The 23,074-nt window shown below is 71.7% G+C and carries 21 protein-coding genes; 14 read left to right on the top strand and 7 right to left on the bottom strand.

What is annotated here, in order from left to right; genetic code table 11:
* Positions 1-55: 55 nt before the first annotated feature.
* The gene (locus ACFYWS_RS13910) at positions 56-829 is read right to left on the bottom strand and encodes a creatininase family protein (RefSeq protein WP_389274504.1); all 774 of its coding nucleotides are present in this window, start codon (positions 827-829) and stop codon (positions 56-58) included.
* On the bottom strand, positions 826-1,524 hold the full coding sequence (locus ACFYWS_RS13915) for a FadR/GntR family transcriptional regulator (RefSeq protein WP_389274507.1): 699 nt from the start codon (positions 1,522-1,524) through the stop codon (positions 826-828). The genes ACFYWS_RS13910 and ACFYWS_RS13915 overlap by 4 nt, the downstream gene beginning before the upstream one ends.
* Before the next feature lie 199 nt (positions 1,525-1,723).
* Between ACFYWS_RS13915 and ACFYWS_RS13920 the strand changes: the two genes are divergently transcribed.
* The 5 genes from ACFYWS_RS13920 to ACFYWS_RS13940 all read left to right on the top strand — a co-directional run bounded on the left by ACFYWS_RS13920 (position 1,724) and on the right by ACFYWS_RS13940 (position 5,392).
* Positions 1,724-2,482: an ABC transporter ATP-binding protein gene (locus tag ACFYWS_RS13920; protein ID WP_389275666.1), complete on the top strand. Its 759-nt coding sequence runs from the start codon at positions 1,724-1,726 to the stop codon at positions 2,480-2,482.
* Positions 2,483-2,602: 120 nt separating this feature from the next.
* Positions 2,603-2,983 (top strand): cell division protein SepF, encoded by a 381-nt coding sequence (locus tag ACFYWS_RS13925; protein WP_389274510.1) that lies wholly within the window; start codon positions 2,603-2,605, stop codon positions 2,981-2,983.
* Between the two features lie 115 nt (positions 2,984-3,098).
* Positions 3,099-4,265 (top strand): ATP-binding protein, encoded by a 1,167-nt coding sequence (locus ACFYWS_RS13930; protein ID WP_389274513.1) that lies wholly within the window; start codon positions 3,099-3,101, stop codon positions 4,263-4,265.
* Positions 4,266-4,381: 116 nt separating this feature from the next.
* Entirely contained in the window at positions 4,382-4,705 is a 324-nt protein-coding gene (locus ACFYWS_RS13935) for a nucleotide pyrophosphohydrolase (protein WP_389274516.1), read from the top strand.
* A 183-nt stretch (positions 4,706-4,888) separates the two neighbouring features.
* Complete coding sequence (locus ACFYWS_RS13940; protein WP_389274519.1) at positions 4,889-5,392, top strand: DUF6099 family protein; 504 nt, start codon at positions 4,889-4,891, stop codon at positions 5,390-5,392.
* 84 nt (positions 5,393-5,476) lie between these two features.
* Here the strand turns inward: ACFYWS_RS13940 and ACFYWS_RS13945 are convergent, their stop codons facing one another.
* Entirely contained in the window at positions 5,477-5,710 is a 234-nt protein-coding gene (locus tag ACFYWS_RS13945; protein ID WP_389274522.1) for a hypothetical protein, read from the bottom strand.
* A gap of 201 nt (positions 5,711-5,911) precedes the next feature.
* Positions 5,912-6,835, bottom strand: coding sequence for an LLM class F420-dependent oxidoreductase (locus ACFYWS_RS13950; RefSeq protein WP_389274526.1), 924 nt, complete (start codon positions 6,833-6,835; stop codon positions 5,912-5,914).
* A 105-nt stretch (positions 6,836-6,940) separates the two neighbouring features.
* On the opposite strand from ACFYWS_RS13950, the gene ACFYWS_RS13955 reads away from it, so the two are divergent.
* The 5 genes from ACFYWS_RS13955 to ACFYWS_RS13975 all read left to right on the top strand — a co-directional run bounded on the left by ACFYWS_RS13955 (position 6,941) and on the right by ACFYWS_RS13975 (position 14,993).
* Positions 6,941-8,434 carry a 3' terminal RNA ribose 2'-O-methyltransferase Hen1 gene (locus tag ACFYWS_RS13955; RefSeq protein ID WP_389274529.1) on the top strand — a complete coding sequence of 498 codons (1,494 nt, stop codon included), beginning with the start codon at positions 6,941-6,943 and terminating at the stop codon, positions 8,432-8,434.
* The gene (locus ACFYWS_RS13960) at positions 8,431-10,998 is read left to right on the top strand and encodes a polynucleotide kinase-phosphatase (protein WP_389274532.1); all 2,568 of its coding nucleotides are present in this window, start codon (positions 8,431-8,433) and stop codon (positions 10,996-10,998) included. The genes ACFYWS_RS13955 and ACFYWS_RS13960 overlap by 4 nt, the downstream gene beginning before the upstream one ends.
* 141 nt (positions 10,999-11,139) lie before the next feature.
* Positions 11,140-12,387, top strand: coding sequence for an arginine deiminase (locus ACFYWS_RS13965; RefSeq protein WP_389274535.1), 1,248 nt, complete (start codon positions 11,140-11,142; stop codon positions 12,385-12,387).
* Between the two features lie 73 nt (positions 12,388-12,460).
* Complete coding sequence (gene argF, locus ACFYWS_RS13970; protein ID WP_389274538.1) at positions 12,461-13,456, top strand: ornithine carbamoyltransferase; 996 nt, start codon at positions 12,461-12,463, stop codon at positions 13,454-13,456.
* A gap of 121 nt (positions 13,457-13,577) precedes the next feature.
* The gene (locus ACFYWS_RS13975) at positions 13,578-14,993 is read left to right on the top strand and encodes an amino acid permease (protein WP_389274541.1); all 1,416 of its coding nucleotides are present in this window, start codon (positions 13,578-13,580) and stop codon (positions 14,991-14,993) included.
* 11 nt (positions 14,994-15,004) lie between these two features.
* On the opposite strand, the gene ACFYWS_RS13980 is transcribed toward ACFYWS_RS13975, so the two are convergent.
* Entirely contained in the window at positions 15,005-15,463 is a 459-nt protein-coding gene (locus ACFYWS_RS13980; protein ID WP_389274544.1) for an ATP-binding protein, read from the bottom strand.
* 263 nt (positions 15,464-15,726) lie between these two features.
* Between ACFYWS_RS13980 and ACFYWS_RS13985 the strand changes: the two genes are divergently transcribed.
* Together ACFYWS_RS13985 and ACFYWS_RS13990 are read left to right on the top strand one after the other, a co-directional pair.
* Positions 15,727-16,557, top strand: a complete 831-nt coding sequence (locus ACFYWS_RS13985) for an enoyl-CoA hydratase family protein (RefSeq protein WP_389274547.1) — start codon at positions 15,727-15,729, stop codon at positions 16,555-16,557.
* Positions 16,558-16,564: 7 nt separating this feature from the next.
* The gene (locus tag ACFYWS_RS13990; RefSeq protein ID WP_389274550.1) at positions 16,565-18,853 is read left to right on the top strand and encodes a bifunctional salicylyl-CoA 5-hydroxylase/oxidoreductase; all 2,289 of its coding nucleotides are present in this window, start codon (positions 16,565-16,567) and stop codon (positions 18,851-18,853) included.
* A 36-nt stretch (positions 18,854-18,889) separates the two neighbouring features.
* Here ACFYWS_RS13990 and ACFYWS_RS13995 read toward each other — a convergent pair whose 3' ends face one another.
* Positions 18,890-19,717: a PaaX family transcriptional regulator C-terminal domain-containing protein gene (locus ACFYWS_RS13995; RefSeq protein ID WP_389274553.1), complete on the bottom strand. Its 828-nt coding sequence runs from the start codon at positions 19,715-19,717 to the stop codon at positions 18,890-18,892.
* Positions 19,718-19,721: 4 nt separating this feature from the next.
* Positions 19,722-21,353: an AMP-binding protein gene (locus ACFYWS_RS14000; RefSeq protein ID WP_389274556.1), complete on the bottom strand. Its 1,632-nt coding sequence runs from the start codon at positions 21,351-21,353 to the stop codon at positions 19,722-19,724.
* 150 nt (positions 21,354-21,503) lie between these two features.
* Between ACFYWS_RS14000 and ACFYWS_RS14005 the strand changes: the two genes are divergently transcribed.
* Positions 21,504-22,652 (top strand): acyl-CoA dehydrogenase family protein, encoded by a 1,149-nt coding sequence (locus tag ACFYWS_RS14005; RefSeq protein WP_389274559.1) that lies wholly within the window; start codon positions 21,504-21,506, stop codon positions 22,650-22,652.
* Positions 22,649-23,068, top strand: coding sequence for a RidA family protein (locus tag ACFYWS_RS14010; protein WP_389274562.1), 420 nt, complete (start codon positions 22,649-22,651; stop codon positions 23,066-23,068). The genes ACFYWS_RS14005 and ACFYWS_RS14010 overlap by 4 nt, the downstream gene beginning before the upstream one ends.
* Positions 23,069-23,074: the final 6 nt, after the last annotated feature.

The raw sequence follows: 23,074 nt of genomic DNA on the forward strand, positions 1-23,074 counted from the left end.
GCGGCTCCTAAATGAGGGTTGCTCAGGGGGGTCGTGTCAGGGGCGGGGGGGGGGCTTACACGTCGAGCCATTCCTCGATGAACGCGGATACGCGCTCGACGGCGGCGTCCACGATGGCCCGGCCGTCCTCGGCCGTGACCGAAGTGGGGTCGCCGAGTACCCCGTTGGCGCTCAGCTCGTCGTACGGCAGGGTCAGCGTCGGCTGCGAGAAGGAACGGGCCAGGCGGGCCTCGGGCCCCAGCCCGTCGACAGCGACGGACCCCGGCTTCAGGCGGTCGCTGTGCACCAAGTCCGGTGCCAGGTGCAGCATTTGGGCGGTCTCGGCCTCCCCGCTGTGCCCGCTGACCTCGCTCACGCCCATCTCCGCGATCACGCTGGACGCGAGCGAGGTGACCGGCGTCCAGGCGAACCGCACGTCGGGATGGGACACCAGCAGGTCCTGCGCCACCGTGGTGAGCGTCGCGTTGTTGCCGCCGTGTCCGGTGAGGACCAGGAACCGTCGCCAGCCGTGCCGCCGCAGGCTCTCCACGTACTCGCGCACGACGGCGGCGAACGTGGTCGTCGTCAGCGTCACCGTCCCGGCGAACGCCATGTGGTGCGGAGAGACGCCGACCGGGAGCGGCGGGCCGATCACCACGCGTCCGGCGAGCCGGGCCCCGACGAGGTCGGCGATCCGCTCGGCGCGGATGGTGTCCGTGGCGATCGGCATGCCGGGGCCGTGCTGCTCGTAGGCGCCGGCGGGGATGATGACGATGGGGGCGCGGGTGACGGCCTCGGCGGCCTCCTCGGTCGTCAACTCGGCGAGCCGCAGCGGCTGTTGGGTGCTCACGCGAGCTCACCTCCGTCGGGGAACTCGGCGTCGAGCACGGTGTCCCGGATCGCGGTCAGATGCTCGCGGGTGATCCGCTCGGCGGCCGCCGCGTCGCCTTCGCGTACCGCGTCGACGATCTGGAGATGCTCGGCGTGGTCGCGTTCCCGGTCGTTATAGCGGTGCCGGATCTCGACCTGGTCGCGGGCGCGGACCTGGAGCAGCGCCTCGACGGTCTCCTTCAGCAGCGCGTTCCCGCTGGCCGTCGCGAGCGCCACATGGAAGTGCACGGAGCGGCGCAGCGACTCCTCGGGCGGGAACAGGGCGTTGGCGGCCGCGTGCTCCAACTGCTCGACTCCTTGCGGGAGTCGGATGCGGGCCGCCTCGGCCGCCACCGCCGGTTCGACGACGAGGCGCGCCTCGACGAGTTCGAGCACGGACCGCCGGGAGGTGCGCGGCCGGTGCGGATTGGCGAGCAGCCGCCGCTCGATGCCGGGCCCTACATACGTCCCCGACCCGTGCCGGAACTCCACGACCTGCATGGCCTCCAGGCGCCGCAGCGCCTCCCGCACGGTCGGCGTCGTCACCTCGAACCGCTTGGCCAGCTCGCGCGAGGAGGTCAGGGCGTCGCCGGGGGAGAGCCGCTCGGTGCGGATGATCTCGACTATGTCGTCCGCGAGGCGCTCGGACAGCGAGGGTTGATCGACGTAACTCATAAAGTGAATAGATCACTTGCTCCGTGAGGGTGTCAACGGTCGTGACGCGACCGCCCCGTCCACGAAATGGACACCCACCGGGATGAATGCAACATGCAGCTACCCTCCGACGCGTACGCGATGAGGGATGAGGTAGGAGGCAGGAGGCGCCGTGAACGAGAACCAGGGCCGTGCAGTGGCCGCCCTCGACGGCGTGGGCATGCGCCGTCACACCACCGGCCAGGTCATCCTCGACGGCATCGACTGGACCGTACGGTCCGGTGAGCACTGGGCGCTGCTCGGGCCGAACGGCGCGGGCAAGACCAGTATCCTTCGGCTCGTCGGCGCCACGAACCACCCCACCACCGGCACCGTCGAGGTCCTCGGCCACCGGCTCGGCCGGGTCGACGTCCGTGAGCTGCGCGCGCTCATCGGGCACGTCTCCACCTCGCAGCGCGTCCCGCTGGACCTGCCGGGACACACCGTCGTCCTCACCGGCCACAGCGGCACCGTCCAGCCGCTCTGGAAGACGTACGGCGACGAGGTGCGCGAGCGGGCCCACGCGCTGCTTGCCGAACTCCAGATCAAGGAGCTCGCCGACCGCCCCTACGGTGTCTGTTCCGGCGGCCAGCGTGCCCGGCTCCTCATCGCCCGCGCCCTCATGGCGGACCCGGCGTTGCTCCTGCTCGACGAGCCGTTCAACGCGCTCGACCTGCCCTCGCGCGAGGACCTGATCGACACGATGCGTCAACTCGCGCTCGGACGACCCGAGTTGGCGACCGTGACCGTCACGCATCACCTGGAAGAGCTCTCCCCGGCCATCAGCCACGCCCTCCTGCTGCGCGAGGGCCGCGTCCTCGCGCGCGGCACCGTGGACGACGTACTCACCAAGGACCTGATGACGTCCTGCTTCGGCCGCCCCATCGAGGTCACGCGGCACGCGGGGCGGTGGTTGGCCCGCGCGGTCGACCAGGTGTGAGTGACCAGGTGTGACCGGACGCACGGACTCCGGACCGTGTCGGTGTTGGGCCGAACGGGTTACATCGCGTAAGAATTGGGCGGTGCAGACATCAGTGCGAGCCCATACGGGGTGGGGCCAGTGAACAGCCACGACGTCACCGACGAACAGTGGGAGGGGCTCGCCCAGGTCGTGCCGCTGCGCAGCCGCAACGAGTGGCCGTCAGCCGTCGACCACCGGGCGATGCCGGAAGCCGAGACCGAACCGCGACGGCGCTTCGTCGTGCTGCGCGTCAACGTCTTCGGCGACGCGCGCGAGGTCGCCGAAACCGTCATGTCCGGCATCCCGGTGCTGCTCGATCTGACCGGCGCCGAGACCGACGTGGCCAAGCGGGTCCTGGACTTCAGCAGTGGCGTCGTCCTCGGCCTCGGCTGCGGCATGCACCGCGTCGACCGCAACGTCTTCCTGCTGGCCCCTCCCGGTACCGAGGTCCAGGGTTTGGTGCAAGGGGCGGTCTCGTAGCCGCGTTCCAGTCGGTCATCCGTCCGGGCAAGCCCGACAGGCATAGTCCGCTCGATCGTAGGAAGGCCTCCCCGCGCAAACGGTTCTGCGCGCCCGGCCCGCATACGTTCACCCCATGACCGTGCTCCGGCCGGACGCACCCCCGCTCCCCGGCGCTTCCCCCGACCGCCCGCGCGTGACCCGGCTCAGGCTCGCCGCCTTCGCCCGGCACCGCGGCACCATCGTCCCCCTCGGCCCGTTCACCGCCCTCTCGGGCCCCAGCGGCAGCGGCAAGAGCGGCGTGCTGCACGCCTTCGCGGCGCTCGCCGGACTCGGCGGCGGAGCTCACCTGGCGGACGTGTTCCCCGACCCCCGCGCCTACGTTCCCGAACGCGCACGGCCCGACGCGGGGCGGCGCCGCGGGTTCCACATCGGCTGCACCGTCGAGGGCCCGGTGGGACCCGTACGGCTCGACCTGGCCGTCCAGGCCGAACCCGAACTCCGCGTCGTCGGCGAACGGTTGACCGGCCCCGACATCACCTACCTGGAGACCGCCCTGCGCGACCCCGGCCGGCGCGACGTCCAGGCCGCCTGGCACACCGCGGGCTCGGTGCCCGTGACCCGCGGGCCGCTCCCCGACGATCTGCTCGGCACGGCGATGCTTCCGCTGCGCGTCGCCGGCCGCACCGAAGGGCAGCGCAAGGTGCTCGCCGCGGCCGAACAGGTCGTCGTCGGCCTGCGCTCCACCTTCGCCTGCGACCCCGACCCCACGCGGATGCGCACCCCGGCTCCCGCGGCGGCCGACCGGCTGCACGGCGGCTGCGACAACCTCGCCGCGGTACTGCGCCGCACCGGAGCCGAGTGCGGGACCCGGCACGCGCTGCTCGTCGCGGCGGCCCGCGCGGGTCTCGTGGGGCCGGTGGCCGACGTGCGCGCCGAGACCGCGCCCGACGGGTCCGTGCGCGCCGTCGTGGATCGCGGCGACGGGGTGACCAGCCCCGTCGAGCGGCTAGCGGACGGCGAGTTGAGGTACCTCGCCCTCGCGCTCGTCCTGCTCACCGGGCCCCGCGTGCTCGCCGTCGACGCGGCGGCCGAGGTCCCGGAGGCGTACCAGAGCCTGACCGTCCTCGCCGACGGCTTCGACCGGGGCCTCGACCGCGCCCAGTGCGCCGAACTCACCGCGCTGGCCGCCCGTATGTGCGCCCGCGGCCACATCCGGCTCGTCGCCGCGGTGGGCGAGGGCTCAGAGGCGGAGCGGGGAGCGCGGGCGGCGGGAGCCGCGATGGTAGACCTGGGGCGATGACGAACGAGGAACGTGAAGAACCCTGCCGTACGGGAGACCGTGAAGATCCCTGCCGTACGGGAGACCGTGAAGAACCCTGCCGCGCGGCCGATGGTGAAGAGCGCCGTCCGCTCGACGTGGCGGCCTTGCAGGCGCGTCTGGCCCGGTTCGCGGTCGCCCGCGACTGGCAGCCCTTCCACACCCCGAAGAACCTGGCAGCCGCGCTGAGCGTCGAGGCGTCCGAACTGGTCGAGATCTTCCAGTGGTTGACCCCCGAGCAGTCGGCCCGCGTGATGGACAGCCCGGATTCGGCGCACCGTGTCGAGGACGAGGTCGCCGACGTCCTCGCGTATCTGCTGCAACTGTGCGAGGTGCTGGGCATCGACGCGCTGGCCGCGCTGTCGGCGAAGATCGACCGCAACGAGCGGCGGTTCCCGGCGCGGGGCGAGGGCGCCGGGTAGAGCGGACGCCGCGCCTCCGGCAACTGCCCGCCCAGAGACGGATTGTCACTCTCCGGAGTCATCGACTTATCCACATCGAACCTTGTGTCCACAGATTTCGGGCTTCCCCTGGCTTTTCGTCGCTCATGCCTTCACTCTGGGTAGTGGACGAAGGAGTTCGGGCGGGAGACGGACGGGGACGCGATGGATGCGGTGCGGCTCATCGGGGTCGGCCGACGGGCCCTGGCGGAGAGTCAGGATCCGCGGGACATCATGAGGGAGGCGTGGCAGGCACAGGCCTTGGCGCAGGCGATAGGGAGTCGCCTCGTGATGCAGGGGCCGCGGGAGTTACGAGGCGAGGCGCTGGGGCTGAGCGAGGCGGGCGCGCGCGGCAGCGGGGGTTCGGCGACGCCGATCGTGGGGGCCGGCGGAATACGGGCGGCGCAGCTGACCGAACTGGGCGATGTGCACCGGGCGTTGATGGACCTCGGCGTACTGCTCGGTGACGTGGGCATCGCGCTCGTCGGAGTGGCGAGCGAGTCGTTCGAGGAAGGAGCCTATTGGCAGTGCATGGAGGCGATCGACGCGGCCGACGAGTCGCGGGACAGAATCCTCGAGATATTGAGGCGGCTCCCGGAGGACTGCCGCGCGCTGCCCTTCGCCGGCCGGGAGCCCGCGCCGGAGCCGGACTCGGACTCGGCGGCCTGAACCCGGCGGGCGGGCCGGGCGCCTGACGCGGGGCTGTCCCGTTCAGCGGTAGGCGTCCCGTTCGTTCAGTGGGGGGCGTCCCGTTCAGCCGTCTTCGCCGGTCGGTGGCGAAGTCCTGGGCGGCTGTTGGAGGTCGGCGTCGAGCTGCGTCAGGTCGGCGTTGAGCGCGGCCATCAGCTCTTCCATCTGCTGCAGCAGCCCCTTGGGCGCGCCCTCTTGGTCCGGAGCGGACGTGTCGTGCAGGGCCCCATCGTGCAGGGCTCCATCGTGCAGGGCCTCATCGGGCACGGCCTCACCGGGCACGGCTTCCTGGGACATGGCGGCCTCCTCGGCCCTCGCCCTCCCGCGCGGGAAGGCAGTTGACGCAGTCGTGACGCCCGGCAGCGACCGCCGGTGCGGGTGCCGGGCGGTCCGGCTCCGCCCGGGTCAACGAACACGACCGGGGCCGGGTCACTGCGCGCCCCTGCCGCCACGCGCCGGGTTGACGCGATGTCACCCGGCCGTGGCGAGGGGCCCGGTTCAGCTGAGTTGGGGAGCCACCTCGGAGGCGATCAGGTCCAGGTGGTCCAGGTCGTCGAGGTCGAGCATCTGGAGGTACATCCGTTGGGAACCCACGGCTTGGTATGCGGCGAGGCGTTCGACGACCTCGGCGGGGGAGCCGGCGAGACCGTTGGCCTTGAGCTCGTCGACATCGCGGCCGATGGCGTCGGCGCGGCGCTTGACCTCGGCGTCGGTGCGGCCGACGCAGGCGATGAGGGCGTTGGAGTAGGTGAGCGCGTCCTGGGCGCGCCCGTGCTCGCCGGCCGCGGCCTTCACGCGCTTGAACTGCTGCTCCGTGTCGGCGATCGAGGCGAAGGGGATGTTGAACTCGGTGGCGTACTTCGCGGCGAGCGCCGGGGTCTTCTTGGCGCCGTGGCCGCCGATGAGGATCGGGACGCGCGGCTGCGTGGGCTTGGGCAGGGCGGGGGAGTCCTTCAACTGGTAGAAGGTTCCGTCGTAGTTGAAGCGCTGCCCAAGCGGCGTCTCCCACAGGCCCGTCACGATGGCGAGCTGCTCCTCCAGGCGCCCGAACTTCTCCTTCGGGAACGGGATGCCGTACGCGGAGTGCTCCTCCTCGTACCAGCCGGAGCCGAGCCCCAGCTCGACGCGGCCGCCGGACATCTGGTCGACCTGAGCGACCTGGATGGCGAGCACGCCGGGCAGCCGGAAGGTGCCGGCCGTCATCAGCGTGCCGAGCCGGATCCGCCGGGTTTCGCGGGCGAGCCCGGCGAGCGTCGTCCAGGCGTCCGTGGGCCCCGGCAGGCCGTCGACGGGGCCCATGTGGAGGTAGTGGTCGGACCGGAAAAAGGCTCCGTAGTTCAAGTCCTCGGCGGCCTTGGCGACGCGGAGCAGCGTCTCGTAGGTCGCGCCCTGCTGCGGTTCGGTGAATACGCGAAGATCCATGTACCCATCATGCAGGTCAGGGGTGCGCGCTTCGATGATGCGGACACCGTCGAGTGGGCGAAAACCCATGGTGGGGAGCGCGCGGCGGGAGCCATACTCGGCCGTGTGCTTCTGACGATCTCGACCACGGGCAATGCCGCGAATCCGGCCACCGACCTGGGCTTTCTGCTGCACAAGCATCCAGCGAACGCGCAGGCCTTCAGCACGGCGCACGGCACCGCGCACGTCCTCTACCCCGAGGCGGGCGACGAGCGGTGCACGGCCGCGCTGCTGCTGGAGGTGGACCCCGTGGCGCTGGCCCGGCGGGGCCGGGGCAAGGGGCGGGGCGGCGCGCCCGACGCGGCGCTCGCGCAGTACGTCAATGACCGGCCCTACGCCGCGTCGTCGCTGCTCGCCGTCGCGCTGAGCAATGTCTTCTCCAGTGCGCTGCGCGGCGTGTGCAAGGCCCGTCCGGAGCGCGCGGAGCAGGCGCTGCCGCTGCGCATCGAGGTGCCGGCGCTCCCCGCGCGCGGTGGGGCCGACCTCGTACGGAAGCTGTTCGAGCCGCTCGGGTGGGCGGTCGAGGTGACGGCCGTCCCGCTGGACGAGCAGTTCCCCGAGTGGGGCGACTCGCGCTACGTGCGGCTCGTCCTGGAGGGCGAGTTGCGGCTCGCGCACGCGCTGCGGCACCTGTACGTGCTGCTGCCGGTGCTCGACGACGCCAAGCACTACTGGGTCTCGGCCGACGAGGTCGACAAGCTGCTGCGCGCGGGGGACGGCTGGCTGGCCGAGCACCCCGAGCAGAAGCTGATCGTCGGCCGGTATCTGGCGCGGCGCTGGTCACTGACGCGGGAGGCCATGGAGCGCCTTGAACTGGCCCGGCTCGCGGACGCCGACGACACGGACGTCGACGAGATCGACAACGCCGTGGACGAGGAGAGCGACACCGAGGAGCGTCCCGTGCCGCTGGCGGTGCGGCGCAGGGAGGCGGTCCTCGCCGCGCTCCGGGAGTCCGGCGCGGTCCGGGTGCTCGATCTGGGGTGTGGGCAGGGGCAGTTGGTGGGCGAGCTGCTGAAGGACGTGCGGTTCACCGAGATCGTGGGTGTCGATGTGTCCGTGCGGGCGCTCACCGTGGCTTCCCGCCGGCTCAGGCTGGACCGGTTGAGCGAGCGGCAGGCCGCGCGCGTACGGCTCGTGCAGGGCTCGCTCGCGTACACCGACAAGCGGCTCAAGGGGTACGACGCCGCGGTGCTCAGCGAGGTCATCGAGCACCTCGACCTGCCGCGGCTGCCCGCGCTCGAGTACGCGGTGTTCGGTTCGGCGCGGCCCCGGACGGTCGTCGTGACCACGCCGAACGTCGAGTACAACGTCCGCTGGGAGGCCCTGCCCGCCGGGCAGGTGCGGCACGGCGACCACCGGTTCGAGTGGACGCGGGCCGAGTTCCGCGACTGGGCGGAGCGGGTGGCGGTGCGGCACGGGTACGCGGTGCGGTACGTGCCGGTGGGGGACGACGACCCCGAGGTGGGGCCGCCGACACAGATGGCCGTGTTCACGACGACCGGGGCCGCGGACACCACAGCCGGGAATGCCAGGAACGAGAAGGAGGCGAAGGCCGTATGAGCCGTACGAGTACCACCGACACCGCAGGGCGCGTGCTGCCCGTCACCGACCTCGCCCTCGTCGTGCTGGTCGGCGCGTCCGGTTCGGGCAAGTCCACGTTCGCGCGCACCCACTTCAAGCCGACGGAGGTGATCTCCAGCGACTTCTGCCGCGGCCTGGTGGCCGACGACGAGAACGACCAGAGCGCCAGCCGTGACGCCTTCGACGTGCTGCACTACATCGCGGGCAAGCGGCTCGCGGCCGGGCGCCTGACCGTCGTCGACGCGACCAACGTGCAGCAGGAGGCCCGGCGCCAACTCGTGGAGCTGGCACGGAAACACGACGTGCTGCCCATCGCCATCGTGCTCGACGTGCCGGAGGACGTGTGCGCCGCGCGGAACGCCGGGCGGACCGACCGCGCCGACATGCCGCGTCGCGTCATCACCCGGCACACCCGCGAACTGCGCCGCTCCCTCAAGCACTTGGAGCGCGAGGGGTTCCGCAAGGTGCACATCCTGCGCGGTGCCGCGGAGGCCGAGGGCGCGGGCGTCGTACGCGAGAAGCGGTTCAACGACCTGACGCACCTCACCGGACCGTTCGACATCATCGGCGACATCCACGGATGCGCGAGCGAACTCGACACCCTGCTCGGCAAGTTGGGGTACGTGGACGGGGCGCACCCCGAGGGCCGGACCGCCGTCTTCGTCGGCGACCTCGTCGACCGCGGCCCCGACACACCCGGCGTGCTGCGCCGGGTGATGGGCATGGTGGAGGCCGGTACGGCGCTGTGCGTCCCCGGCAACCACGAGAACAAGCTGGGCCGTTGGATGAAGGGGCGCAACGTCCAGCACACGCACGGCCTCGCCGAGACGGTCGAGCAGCTGGGCCAGGAGAGCGAGGAGTTCCGCACACAGGTGCGGACGTTCGTGGACGGCCTGGTCAGCCACTACGTCCTCGACGGCGGGCAGCTCGTCGTGTGTCACGCCGGGCTGCCCGAGAAGTACCACGGCCGCACGTCCGGCCGGGTCCGCTCGCACGCGCTGTACGGGGACACGACCGGCGAGACCGACGAGTTCGGGCTGCCGGTGCGCTACCCGTGGGCGGAGGAGTACCGCGGCAAGGCCGCGGTGGTCTACGGCCACACCCCGGTGCCGACCGCTACGTGGGTCAACAACACCATCTGCCTCGACACCGGCGCCGTGTTCGGCGGGAAGCTCACCGCGCTGCGCTGGCCGGAGCGCGAGCTGGTCGACGTACCGGCCGAGCAGGTCTGGTACGAGCCGGCCAGGCCGCTGGTGACCGAGGCGCCGGGCGGGCACGAGGGGCGTCCGCTGGACCTCGCCGATGTGCAGGGCAGGCGGGTCGTCGAGACCCGGCACAGTGGGCGCGTCACGGTGCGCGAGGAGAACGCGGCGGCGGCTCTGGAGGTCATGAGCCGGTTCGCGGTCGACCCGCGGCTTGTGCCGTATCTGCCGCCGACGATGGCGCCGACCGCGACCTCCGAGGTGGACGGCTACCTGGAACACCCGGCGGAGGCCTTCGCCCAGTACGCGGCGGACGGCGTGGAGCGGGTCGTGTGCGAGGAGAAGCACATGGGCTCGCGGGCCGTGGTGCTGGTGTGCCGGGACGCGGAGGCGGCGCGGGAGCGGTTCGGGGTCGCGGAGGAGGGCGGCAAGCCGGTCACCGGTTCGGTCTACACGCGGACCGGGCGGCCGTTCTTCGACGACACGGGGACCACCGAGACGGTCCTCGGGCGGGTGCGGGACGCTGTCTCCGCCGCGGGCCTGTGGGAGGAGCTCGACACTGACTGGGTGCTGCTGGACGCCGAGTTGATGCCGTGGTCGCTCAAGGCGTCCGGGCTGCTGCGCGCGCAGTACGCGGCGGTGGGCGCGGCGTCCGGTGCGGCGTTCCCGAGCGTGCTCGGGGCGCTGGAGGCGGCGGCCGGGCGGGGCGTCGACGTGGGCGATCTGCTGGAGCGTCAGCGTGGCCGGGCGGCCGATGCGGCGGCGTTCACGGACGCGTACCGCCGCTACTGCTGGAGTACGGACGGCCTCGACGGGGTGCAGCTCGCGCCGTTCCAGATCCTCGCGGTGCAGGGCCGGTCGCTCGCCGCGCTGCCGCACGACGAGCAGCTCGCGCTCATCGACCGGGTCGTCGCGCACGACACGACCGGGCTGCTGCGGACGACGCGGCGGCTGTACGTCGACACGGGTGACGCCGCGTCGGTGCGGGCCGGGGTCGACTGGTGGCTGGAGATGACCGGGCGGGGTGGCGAGGGCATGGTCGTCAAGCCGGTCGGGGCGCTGGTGCGGGACGCGAAGGGGCGGCTCGTGCAGCCGGGGGTGAAGTGCCGTGGGCGGGAGTACCTGCGGATCATCTACGGGCCGGAGTACACGCGGCCGGAGAATCTGGCGAAGCTGCGGCAGCGGTTTCTCGGGCACAAGAGGTCGTTGGCGATCCGTGAGTACGGGTTGGGCCTGGAGGCCCTGGATCGGTTGGGGGAGGGGGAGCCGTTGTGGCGGGTGCATGAGGCGGTGTTCGCGGTCCTGGCGCTGGAGTCGGAGCCGGTCGATCCTCGGCTCTGACGTGATGGTGCGGTCGTCCGGGGTTACGACCTCGGGGCTCCGCCCCGGACCCCGCTCCTCAATCGCCGGAGGGGCTTGAAAAACTCAAGCCCCTGCGGCGATTGAGCAGCGGGGTCTGGGGCGGAGCCCCAGGATGGGCATATGGGATTCCACGTCGACTCCGAGGCCGGTCGCTTGCGCAGAGTGATTCTGCACAGGCCCGATCTCGAGCTGAAGCGGCTCACGCCGAGCAATAAGGACCAGTTGCTCTTCGATGACGTGCTGTGGGTGCGCCGCGCCCGGCAGGAGCACGACGGGTTCGCCGACGTGCTGCGTGACCGGGGCGTCAGCGTGCACCTCTTCGGCGACCTGCTCACCGAGGCACTGGACGTCGACGCCGCCCGCGGCCTCGTCCTGGACCGGGTCTTCGACGAGAAGGAGTACGGCCCGCTGGCCACCGCCCATCTGCGCGAGGCCTTCGAGGCGCTGCCGTCCACGGAGCTGGCCGAGGCGCTCATCGGCGGGATGACGAAGCGCGAGTTCCTTGAGGCGCACGGGGAGCCGACCTCCGTGCGCTTCCACGTCATGGAGCTCGACGACTTCCTGCTCGGCCCGCTGCCCAACCACCTGTTCACGCGCGACACTTCGGCCTGGATCTACGACGGGGTGTCCATCAACGCGATGCGCTGGCCGGCCCGGCAGCGCGAGACCGTCCACTTCGAGGCGATCTATCGGCATCATCCGTTGTTCCGCGACGCCGACGACTTCCCTCTCTGGTCCGAGGGGCAGGCCGACTACCCGTCGACCATCGAGGGCGGCGACGTCCTCGTCATCGGGCAGGGCGCCGTGCTCATCGGGATGAGCGAGCGGACCACGCCGCAGGCCGTCGAGATGCTCGCGCACAAGCTGTTCGCCGCGGGTTCGGCGCACACGATCGTCGCCCTCGACATGCCGAAGCGGAGGGCCTTTATGCACCTCGACACGGTCATGACGATGGTCGACGGCGATACGTTCACGCAGTACGCGGGGCTCGGCATGCTGCGCTCGTACACCATCGAACCGGGCACGTCCGGCGCGGAGTTGAAGGTCACCGACCATCCGCCCGAGCACATGCACCGGGCGATCGCCGCCGCGCTCGGGCTCCCCGGGGTCCGGGTGCTGACCGCGACGCAGGACGTGCACGCCGCCGAGCGCGAGCAGTGGGACGACGGCTGCAACGTGCTCGCCGTCGAACCGGGCGTCGTCGTCGCGTACGAGCGCAACGCCACGACGAACACGTTCCTGCGCAAGCAGGGGATCGAGGTCATCGAGATCCCGGGCAGCGAGCTGGGGCGCGGGCGGGGCGGCCCGCGGTGCATGAGCTGTCCGGTGGAGCGGGACCCCGTCGACTCCTTCCAGAAACAGTCATGAATAGAAATGTGGAACATCGTATAGACTTCCACTGTCCCGACCCCGTCCCCGAGTCACGCGCAGGAGCCCCTGAATGAACCTCACCGGCCGCCACTTCCTCAAGGAGCTGGATTTCACCGCAGAGGAGTTCCGAGGCCTGGTCGACCTGGCCGCGGAGCTGAAGGCGGCCAAGAAGGCGGGCGCCGAGACGCAGCACCTCAAGGGTAAGAACGTCGCGCTGATCTTCGAGAAGGCGTCCACGCGTACGCGCTGCTCCTTCGAGGTCGCGGCCGCGGACCAGGGCGCGTCGACGACGTACATCGACCCGGCCGGCTCGCACATCGGCAAGAAGGAGTCGAGCAAGGACACCGCCCGCGTCCTCGGCCGGATGTTCGACGCCATCGAGTTCCGCGGTGACGAGCAGTCCATCGTCGAGACGCTCGCCGAGTTCGCGGGCGTGCCGGTCTACAACGGCCTGACCGACGACTGGCACCCCACGCAGATGCTCGCCGACGTGCTCACGATGACGGAGCACAGCGCCAAGCCGCTCACCGAGATGTCCTTCGCCTACCTCGGCGACGCCCGGTTCAACATGGGCAACTCGTACCTCGTCACCGGCGCCCTGCTCGGCATGGACGTCCGCATCGTCGCGCCGAAGGCCTACTGGCCGGCCGAGGACGTCGTCGCCAAGGCCCGCGAGCTGGCCTCCGCCAGCGGCGCCCGCATCACGCTCACCGAGGCCGTCGACGAGGGCGTCGCCGGCGCCGACTTCGTGGTCACCGACGTATGGGTGTCGATGGGCGAGCCGGAGGAGATCTGGGACGAGCGGATCAAGTCGCTCGCGCCGTACGCGGTGACGATGGATGTGCTGCGCGCGACGGGGAACGCGGACGTGAAGTTCCTGCACTGCCTCCCCGCCTTCCACGACTTGGGCACCAAGGTCGGCCGCGAGATCCACGCCAAGTACGGCCTGGAGTCCCTTGAGGTCACCGACGAGGTCTTCGAGTCGGCGCACTCCGTCGTCTTCGACGAGGCCGAGAACCGGATGCACACCATCAAGGCCGTCATGGTCGCGACGCTCGGCCGGTAGCCACAAACCACACATTCACTCAGCAACCGTTCAAACTGGTGGGGCCGGAACACCCTCTCCGGCCCCACCGGCATGCGGCCACCCCCACCGCACCGCACCACCAGAAAAGAGCACCACCCCCATGTCGCCGACCCCCTCCGGCCTGCGCGTCAAGTCGCCCGAGTCCCTCATCGCCGAATCGGGCGCCGACCTCGAAGGCCACGGCCTCAGGCGCACCATGGGGCTCTTCCAGCTCGTGTGCTTCGGTGTCGGAGCGATCGTCGGCACCGGCATCTTCGTCGGCCTGTCCGACACGGTCGCCGAGGCCGGACCCGCCGTCATCCTCTCCTTCGTCCTCGCCGCGATCACCTGCATCTTCACGGCGTTCTCCTTCGCCGAGCTGGGCAGCGCGATCCCGGTCTCCGGATCCTCGTACTCCTTCGCCTACGCGACCCTCGGCGAGCGCGTCGCGTTCCTCGTGGGCTGGTGTCTGCTCCTGGAGTACGGCGTCTCGGTGTCGGCCGTCGCGGTCGGCTGGAGCCAGTACCTCAACGAGCTGCTCGACAGCGTCTTCGGATGGCAGCTGCCCGAGGCCCTCTCTGCCGGGCCCGCCGACGGCGGTGTGATCAACCTGCCCGCGGTGCTGGTGATCCTGATGGCCGCCGCCCTGCTGGTGCGGGGTATCCGGGAGAGCGCGGGGGCGACCGCCGCGATGGCCGTGCTCAAGATCGGCATCCTGATCGTGTTCTGCGCGATCGCGTACTCCGCCTTCGAGGCCGGCAATCTGACCCCGTTCCTGAAGGACGGCATGGCCGGTGTCACCTCCGGTGCCTCGCTCGCCTTCTTCTCGTACATCGGCTTCGACGCGATCACCACGGCAGGCGAGGAGGTCAGGAACCCGCGGCGCAACATCCCGCTCGCGATCCTGATCTGCATCGGCATCGTCACGCTGCTCTACGTCGCCGTGGCCGTCGCCGCCATCGGCGCGCTCGGCGCGGACGCCGTCGGGGACAAGCCGGCCGCGCTCTCCCTCGTCGTCGACCAGGTCACCGGGTCGGCCGTCGGCGGCGGCGTCATCGCCTTCGGCGCGGTCGTCGCCATCGCCTCGGTCGTGCTCGCGGTGATGTACGGGCAGACCCGGATCCTGATGTCGATGTCCCGCGACGGGCTCATCCCGCGGGTCTTCGAGCGGGTGTCCCCGAAGACGCACACGCCGGTCGCCAACACGTGGATCGTCGCGACCGTCTTCGCGATCCCGGCGGCGTTCTCCTCGCTCGACGCCATCGTCAACCTGACCACCATCGGCACGCTCGCCACCATGGTCGTCGTGAACATCGCGGTGATCGCGCTGCGCCGCTCGCACTCCGGCCTGAAGCGCTCGTTCCGGGTGCCGCTGTACCCGGTCAGCCCGGTCCTGGGCGTCGGCTTCTGCCTCTACCTGATCTGGGGCACGGGCTGGACGACATGGGTCCAGTTCGCGGTGTTCCTCGTCGTCGGCGCGCTCGTGTACGCGCTGTACGGCCGCCGCAACTCGCGGCTCGGCGCGGGCGAGGGCTGAGCCGACCGGGCCTACGCCTCGGACGCCGGGCGCTGCGCCGGCACCGTGGACGGAAGGGTGAACCACACCGCCTTGCCGGAATCGGTGGGGCGGTGCCCGCACGACGAGCTGAGCGTGCGGATGAGGAGCAGGCCGCGGCCGTGCTCCTGCCAGGGGTCGGGCGGCCCGTCGTCCTCGGGGTTGGTGAGGTCGGTGGGCGGCGCCGGGTCCGTGTCGTGCACCTCGACCTGACAGCCGGAGTCGAGCAGCTCCACGACCAGCTCGATCGGTTGGTCCCCCGTCGTGTGCTCCACCGCGTTCGCCACCAGCTCCGCCGTCAGCAGCTCCGCCGTGTCCGCGTCCGCGGCCGGTGAGTCGATCTCGGACAGCGCGGTCCGCACGAGGGCGCGCGCGACCGGCACGGCCGCGGTCGTGTGCGGCAGGGCTATGCGCCACGACGTGGGCGTATGTGGACCGGAGAAGGGAGTCACGGCGGAATCCTGGGGGCGGAGGGCGCGTATGCGGCTCGGAGGGGCGGGCTCGGAGGAACGGGATCAAGGGGGACTGTCCTGCGTTCAACCTTATGAATGGTACGGCGTGGGGCGAAAGAGTCTCCCGTCGGTGCGGGACGGGACGTCCGGCCCTTTCCGCCTTCCCGCTTATCGCGCACTCGTGACGGCAGTCACGATGCGGTGATACGGTCGACAGGTCTCGCCCCCTCCACGGCACGCCCGCAACCCGCCGGAGGCACCGCATGAGTCCCTTCACCGGATCCACCCCCCGCACCGACTCCTGGCAGCACCTGACGTACGCCGTGGACGAGAGCGGCGTCGCCACCGTCACGCTCGCCCGCCCCGAGAAGCTCAACGCGCTCACCTTCGGCGCCTACGCCGACCTGCGCGACCTCCTCGCCGAACTGTCCAGGACGAAGTCCGTGCGCGCCCTCGTCCTCACCGGCGAGGGCCGCGGCTTCTGCTCCGGCGGCGACGTCGACGAGATCATCGGCGCCACGCTCTCCATGGACACCGCGCAGATCCTCGACTTCAACCGCATGACCGGGCAGGTCGTCCGGGCCGTGCGCGAGGCCCCGTTCCCGGTGATCGCCGCCGTGCACGGGGTCGCGGCCGGGGCGGGCGCGGTCCTGGCGCTCGCCGCGGACTTCCGCGTCGCCGACCCGAGCGCCCGCTTCGCGTTCCTGTTCACGAAGGTCGGCCTGTCCGGCGGCGACATGGGCGCGGCCTATCTGCTGCCCCGCGTCGTCGGCCTCGGCCACGCCACCCGCCTCCTGATGCTCGGCGACGCCGTCCGCGCGCCCGAGGCCGAGCGCATCGGCCTGATCAGCGAGCTGACCGACGAGGGCAGGGCCGACGAGGCCGCGCTCGCCCTCGGCCGCCGCCTCGCCGAGGGCCCCGCCCTCGCCTACGCGCAGACGAAGGCGCTCCTCACGGCGGAACTCGACATGCCCCTCGCCGGGGCCATCGAGATGGACGCCGCCACGCAGGCGCTCCTCATGCACGGTGAGGACTACGCCGAGTTCCACGCGTCGTTCACCGCCAAGCGCCCGCCGAAGTGGCAGGGGCGGTGACCGGCCGATGACCGTACGCGCCCGGCGCATCGCCGTCATCGGGGGCGGCCCCGGCGGTCTGTACGCCGCCGCCCTCCTCAAGCGCCTCGACCAGGACCGGGAGATCACGGTCTGGGAGCGGAACGCCCCGTACGACACGTTCGGCTTCGGCGTCGTCCTGTCCGACGAGACCCTCGGCGGCATCGAGCACGCCGACCCGGTGGTCTACCGGGCGCTCCAGGACGAGTTCGTGCGCTGGGACGACATCGACATCGTGCACCGGGGCCGCCGCCACACGTCGACGGGCCACGGATTCGCGGCGCTCGGCCGCCGCCGCCTCCTGGAGATCCTGCACAGCCGCTGCCGCGAACTCGGTGTGGACCTGCGCTTCCAGGAGGAGGCGCCGCCGATCGCCGAGCTCCGCGAGGCGTACGACCTGGTCATCGCCGCCGACGGCGTGCACAGCAAGACCCGCGAGACGTACGCCGACGCGTTCGGGCCGCACATCGAGGAGCACCGCAACCGCTACATCTGGCTCGCCGCCGACTTCGCCTTCGACGCCTTCCGCTTCGACATCGCCGAGACCGAGCACGGCGTGATGCAGCTGCACGGATACCCGTTCAGCGAGGGCGGTTCCACGGTCATCGTCGAGATGCGCGAAGAGGTGTGGCGGGCGGCCGGCTTCGACGGCATGGACGTACGGGATTCGATCGAGGCCTGCGCCAAGACCTTCACGGACGCCCTCGGCGGCCGCACCCTGAAGACCAACAACTCCTCGTGGCTCACGTTCCGCACAGTCGTCAACGACCGCTGGTCGCACGGCAATTGCGTGCTCATCGGTGACGCCGCGCACACCGCGCACTTCTCCATCGGCTCCGGTACGAAGCTCGCCGTCGAGGACGCGCTCGCGCTCGCCGCGTGCCTGACCGAGCAGCCCACGACGGACGCGGCGCTGGCCGCGTACGAGGAGGAGCGCAGGCCCGTCGTGGCGTCGACGCAGCGGGCGGCGCGGGCCAGCCTCCAGTGGTTCGAGGAGCTGGGCCGCTATCTCGACCAGCCGCCGCGCCAGTTCGCGTTCAACCTGCTCACGCGCTCGCGCCGGGTGACGCACGAGAACCTGCGGCTTCGGGACGCCCACTTCACGGAGTCGGTGGAGCGGGAGTTCGGCTGCCCCGAGGGCACACCGCCGATGTTCACGCCGCTGCGTCTCGGCGGCCTGGAGCTGCGGAACCGGGTCGTCGTCTCACCGATGGACATGTACTCGGCGGTGGACGGGGTGCCGGGCGACTTCCACCTCGTGCACCTGGGGGCGCGGGCCCTCGGCGGCGCCGGCCTCGTCATGACGGAAATGGTGTGCGTGAGCCCCGAGGGCCGCATCACGCCCGGCTGCGCGGGCCTCTACGCACAGGAGCAGGAGGCGTCCTGGCGCAGGATCGTGGACTTCGTCCACACGCGGGCGCCCGGCACGGCGATCGGCGTGCAGCTCGGCCACTCCGGCCGCAAGGGTTCCACGCGCCTGATGTGGGAGGGCATGGACGAGCCGCTCCCGGACCCCCAGGACAACTGGCCACTGGTCGCGGCGTCCGCGCTCCGCTACCGCCCCGACAGCCAGCTCCCGCGCGAACTCACGACGGCCGAACTCGCCGACGTACGCGAGCAGTTCACATCAGCGGCACGGAACGCGGCGCACGCGGGCTTCGATCTCCTCGAACTCCACTGCGCACACGGCTACTTGCTGTCCGGCTTCCTCTCCCCGCTGACGAACCGGCGCACGGACGCCTACGGCGGCTCGCTGGAGGGCCGCCTCACGTTCCCCCTCGAAGTCTTCGACGCCGTACGCGAGGTGTGGCCGGACGACCGGCCGATGACGGTGCGGATCTCCGCCACGGACTGGGCGGAGGGCGGCACCAGCGAGGAGGACGCCGTGGCGATCGCCCGCGCCTTCGCCGCGCACGGCGCCGACGCGATCGACGTGTCCACGGGGCAGGTGGTCTCGGACGAGCGGCCCGCGTTCGGCCGCTCCTACCAGGTGCCGTACGCGGACCGGATCCGCGCGGAGGCCGGAATCCCGGTCGTCGCGGTCGGCGCGATCTCATCCTGGGACGACGTCAACTCCCTTGTCCTGGCGGGCCGTACGGACCTCTGCGCCCTGGCCCGCCCCCACCTCTACGACCCGAACTGGACGCTCCACGCGGCGGCGGAACAGGGGTACGCGGGACCGGGCGTGGCGTGGCCCCAGCAGTACGGCGCGGGGAGCCGGCGCCCACAGACGGGGCGCCTGGACGCACCTAAGCCGAGGCTGGTGCTGCCAGGGTGAGCATGTTAAGCCCCTGCGGCGATTGAGCAGCGGGACTCACCCGTCGGCACACGTCTCCGGAGCGCCCGCGAATCGCGCCCCCGGCTTTCGGAGCCGCAGATCCAGCGCCCCGAACACCTCCGCCGCCCGCACCCCCGGCCACCCCTCCGGCAGGAGTTCCGGTGGCAGGCCCGGGTCCGCGTACGGGAGGTGGCGCCAGGAGTCGAGGGCCAGGAGGTAGTCGCGGTAGGCCTCGCGTGGTGGGGTGCTCTCCCGGGCCTCCCACGCCCGCAGCACCGGCTCGTGTTCGTCGAGGAACGCCTCGTGGAGCTTGGCGAGGGCGGAGAGGTCCCACCACCGCGCCACCGCGGCGGCCGTCGCCGCGAAGCCCAGGTGTTCGCCGCGGAACAGTTCCACGTACCCGGAGCAGCCGATGCGTTCCAGCGTGTGCCGGGTCTCCTCGTAGACGCCGAGGGGCGCGAGCCATACGCCGGGCGCCGCCGTGCCGAAGCCGAGGCCGGTGAGCGTGGAGCGCAGCACGTGCCGCTTGGCGCGCTCGGACTCCGGCACGGAGAACACGGCGAGCACCCAGCCGTCGGCGGACGAACCGCTTCCGTAGATGCGGCGGTCACCGTCGTCGAGGAGCTGGCGGGCGTCGTCGGACAGCGCGTAGGCCGCGGCTTTGGCGGTGGTGCGGGCCGGGAGCAGCAGGCCGCGGCGCTTCAGACGGGACACCGCCGAGCGGACGGACGGCGCGTCGACACCGACCGCTCCGAGCAGCCGGATCAGCTCGGCGACGGGAAGCGGCCCCGGCAGGTCGCGGCCGTAGGCGCCGTACAGGGTGACGATGAGGGAGCGGGGCGTATGCGTGGGCTGCTCGGGCACGTGATCACTCTACGGCTGAGGACTCGCGGAGCCGGAACCGCTGGAGCTTTCCCGTGGCCGTGCGCGGCAGCGCGTCCAGGAACTCGATCGCGCGCGGGCACTTGTACGGGACGAGCTCGGCCTTCACGAACTCGCGCAGCCCCTCCACGTCCTGCCGTGCCCCCGCCCGCAGCACCACGTACGCGACGGCGACCTGGCCGCGCTCCTCGTCGGGCCTTCCGACCACGGCCGCCTCCGCCACGTCCGGGTGGCGCAGGATCGCGTCCTCCACCTCCGGGCCCGCGATGTTGTACCCGGCGGAAATGATCATGTCGTCGGCGCGGGCCACGTACCGGAAGTAGCCGTCGGCCTCGCGGACGTACGTGTCCCCGGTGACGTTCCAGCCGTGTTGTACGTACACGGTCTGCCGCTCGTCGGCGAGGTACCGGCAGCCGACGGGCCCGCGTACGGCCAGCAACCCCGGCTCCCCGTCCGGGAGTTGACGCCCCCCGGGGTCGACGATCCGGGCCTCCCAGCCGGGCACGGGAACGCCCGTCGTGCCGGGCCGGATCGCGTCGTCCGCCGCCGAGATGAAGATGTGCAGGAGTTCCGTCGCGCCGATGCCGTTGATGATGCGCAGGCCCGTCGCCTCCTGCCAGGACTGCCAGGTCGCGGCGGGCAGGTTCTCGCCCGCGGACACGCAGCGCCGCAGCGAGGAGATGTCGTACGAGGCCAGCTCGGGCAGCATCGCCCGGTACGCGGTCGGCGCGGTGAACACGACCGACACCCGGTGCTCGGCGATCGCGGGCAGCAGCTTCTGCGGGCCCGCCTGTTCGAGCAGCAGCGCCGAAGCCCCCGCCCGCAGCGGGAAGATCACAAGGCCGCCGAGCCCGAACGTGAAGCCCAGCGGCGGGCTCCCCGCGAACACGTCGTCGGGGCCGGCCTTCAGCACGTGCTCCGAGAAGGTGTCCGCGACCGCGAGCACGTCCCGGTGGAAGTGCATGCACCCCTTGGGGCGCCCGGTGGTACCCGAGGTGAAGGCGATCAGCGCGACGTCGTCGGCAGCCGTCGGGACGGCCTCGTACGCCGCCGGTTTCCCGGCCGCGCGATGCAGCAGGTCGTCGGGCCCGTCGCCACCGAACGTCGCGATGCGAAGCCCCGGCACCTCGGCCTTCGCCAGGTCGTCGACCGAGCGGATGTCGCACAGGGCGTGCCCCACCCGCGCGATCTCGCACACGGTGGCCAGCTCGCTCGTCCGCGCCTGCGCGAGGACGGTCACGGCGACGGCCCCCGCCTTCATCACGGCGAGCCAGCAGGCCGCGAGGTGCCGGGTGGTGGGGCCGCGCAGCAGCACCCGGTTGCCGGGCACGACGCCCAGCTCGTCGGTGAGCACGTGCGCGATCCGGTCGACCGTCTCCTTCAACTCTCCGTACGTCCAGGGTGTCCGGCCGGGGGAGTGGAAGGCCGGGCGGTCCGCGCCGTGCCGTTCCACGGTGGTGTCGAGGAGTTCGGCCCCGCAGTTGAGCCGCTGCGGGTAGCGCAGCTCGGGCAGGTCGAAGGTGAGTCCCGGCCACAGCTCCGCGGGCGGCAGATGGTCGCGCGCGAAGGTGTCGGCGTGGGCCGAAGGAGACAGTGGGCTGGGCGGATGGTGGGTCATGGCCTGGCGCCCCCTCGTGGTGAGTGGCTCGCATGCCGTCGCCGGATGAGGCGGCGCGCATCGAGCGTATCGTGATGGTGACGACAGTCAACGGGGCGCGATACGGTTCCTTCGTGTGGCCGGTAGGCAGTCGTGAGAGGAGCACCACATATGGGGACATTCTCGCTCGAACCGGAGCAGCTCGCGTGGTGTGGCGAGCTACGGGCCCTCGCGGCCGACCGCCTCGCCCCACTCGCCGAGAAGGGCGAACCGGGCCGCGTCAACCGTCCCCTCGTCGCCGAACTCGGCCAACTCGGCCTCCTTGAGCGCCTGTTCACCGCCGGCGCGCTCGATCTCTGTCTCCTGCGCGAGTCCCTGGCCCGCGTCAGCACGGAGGCCGAGACGGCGCTCGCGCTCCAGGGGCTCGGGGCGCATCCGATCCACGCGTACGGCGGCGCGGCGGTGCGCCGGCGGTGGGTGCCGGAGGTGGGCGCGGGCCGGGCCGTGGCGGCGTTCGCGCTGAGCGAGCCGGGGGCGGGCTCGGACGCGGCGGCGCTGTCCCTCCGTGCGGACCGGGACGGCGAAGGCGACGGCTGGCGGCTCACCGGCGAGAAATGCTGGATCTCGAACGCCCCCGAGGCCGATGTCTACACCGTCTTCGCCCGCACCACCCCCGACGCGGGCGCGCGCGGCGTCACGGCCTTCGCGGTCCCCGCCGACCGCGCGGGCCTGACCGGCGAACACCTCGACATGATCTCCCCGCACCCCATCGGAACGCTCGCCTTCGACGGCGTCCCGGTCACCCGCGACGACCTGCTCGGCGAGGTCGACGCCGGGTTCCGCGTCGCGATGGGCACGCTGAACCTGTTCCGGCCCAGCGTCGGCGCGTTCGCCGTCGGCATGGCGCAGGCGGCCCTCGACGCGACGCTCACGCACACCTCCGAGCGGGAGGCGTTCGGCGCCCCGCTGAAGGAACTCCAGACCGTCGCCCACCAGGTCGCCGACATGTCGGTACGGGTCGAGTCCGCGCGCCTCATGGTCTACGCGGCGGCGTCCGCGTACGACGAGGGCGACCCGGACGTGCCGCGCCGCGCGGCCGTCGCGAAGCTCATCGCCACGGAGGCGGCCCAGCAAGTCGTCGACTCCGCAGTGCAGTTGCACGGAGCGCGGGCGCTGCGCCGCGGCCATGTCCTGGAGCACCTGTACCGCGAGGTCCGGGCGCCGCGCATCTACGAGGGCGCGTCCGAGGTCCAACGGGCCATCATCGCCCGCGAGTTGTACAAGGAACACGACAAGGGGCACAAGAAGGAGTCCTCGTGAGCAGCGGCAGCAACAGTGGCGATCTGACGCGCGTCAACCCGCCCGAACTCTCCCCGCCCACCGGCTTCTCCCACGCCGTCGTCGCGACGGGCGGCCGCCTGGTGATGCTCGCCGGCCAGACCTCGTTGGACGCCGACGGCAAGGTCACCGGCACCACCCTCCCCGCACAGTTCACCCGCGCCCTGACAAACCTGCTCACCGCCCTGCGCGCGTCCGGCGGCACACCGCAGCACCTGGCGCGCGTCACGGTCTACGCCACGGACGTGTCGGACTACCGGGAGAACGCGCGCGAACTCGGCCGTATCTGGCGCGAGTTGGCGGGCCGCGACTACCCGGCGATGGCCGTGATCGGAGTCAGTCGCCTGTGGGACGAACAAGCCATGGTGGAACTCGACGGAATCGCCGTCCTACCCTGAGCGCGT

The organism is Streptomyces sp. NPDC002795, from assembly GCF_042888725.1.
GTDB lineage: Bacteria > Actinomycetota > Actinomycetes > Streptomycetales > Streptomycetaceae > Streptomyces.